Here is a 941-nt window from a genome sequence, read left to right as displayed (position 1 = left end):
CCTATATTTATATCAGGAAAATTTTTATCAATAAGAATAAGTTAAAGTGAAAATCACATAATATTTATGGGGCTGTCCTAGATAGCGATTATATTTTTCCCTTAACTATTTGTTTTAGAATATGTAATTGGTCTTTTACACCCGGTGTATTAAATCTCCACTCACATTCCTTGAGAAAGAGCTCAAAATGTTCCTTTGGTATGCCATTAAATTTACGCATATGACGTTTGGCTTGGTTCCAAAAGTTCTCTATCCCATTGATATGGTTTTGACCATTTTTAGCGTCTACAAACTCCGTGCTATGGTTAATTCGATAGTGTTTAAAATCGGACACGTCCAGCACATCATAGCTAGCAAAATTGTCTGTGTAGACCAGGCTGTCAGGCTTAATTTTCGCCGTGATTATCGGAATCAAGGTATCGGATTTGGCGTTAGGTATTAGGCGGGTGTAGACCTTACCACCTCGCTTGAGAAGCCCAAAAACAGGGACTTTTCCGGCTGAACCTCGCCCGCGTTTTCCCTTACGTTTACCCCCGAAATAGCTTTCGTCTATCTCGACTTCACCTTCAAACATGGAGTGTTCATCGACATAATCAGCGATAAGGACTCTGAGGCGGTGAAAATAGTAAGCTGAAGTCGTTTTGTTGACCCCCACTAACTCAGCCGCAGTGCGAGCTGTAGCCCCTGCCACAAAGAGCTCCTGAAGACGTTTTTGCTTGTATTGGCTAATCCGACTTTTTCTCATTTGGATATCCTAGATCAAATGACTTATCTAGGACAGCCCCAAATAAAATATATATTGAGTAGAAAAAGCACCTTTTCTTATTTATCTATTTGGTCATTGCTTGTCAGACTGGGTTATTCTTATTTTTTCTTTTTATAAAGTTATAAAGGATATTTTTCTGTAGGTCAATTGGCAGATAGTGAAAGAGTTCATGATT

1 protein-coding gene is annotated in these 941 nt (G+C 38.9%); it reads right to left on the bottom strand.

Translation table 11 applies throughout. The features are described 5' to 3' along the window. Positions 1-88: 88 nt before the first annotated feature. Positions 89-745, bottom strand: a complete 657-nt coding sequence (locus tag Xsze_RS21475) for an IS1595-like element ISPlu21 family transposase (protein WP_099139197.1) — start codon at positions 743-745, stop codon at positions 89-91. Positions 746-941 lie beyond the last annotated feature (196 nt).

It is taken from the genome of Xenorhabdus szentirmaii DSM 16338 (genome assembly GCF_002632585.1).
Classification (GTDB): Bacteria; Pseudomonadota; Gammaproteobacteria; order Enterobacterales; family Enterobacteriaceae; genus Xenorhabdus; species Xenorhabdus szentirmaii.
This window is presented reverse-complemented; position numbering and strand designations above follow the sequence as displayed.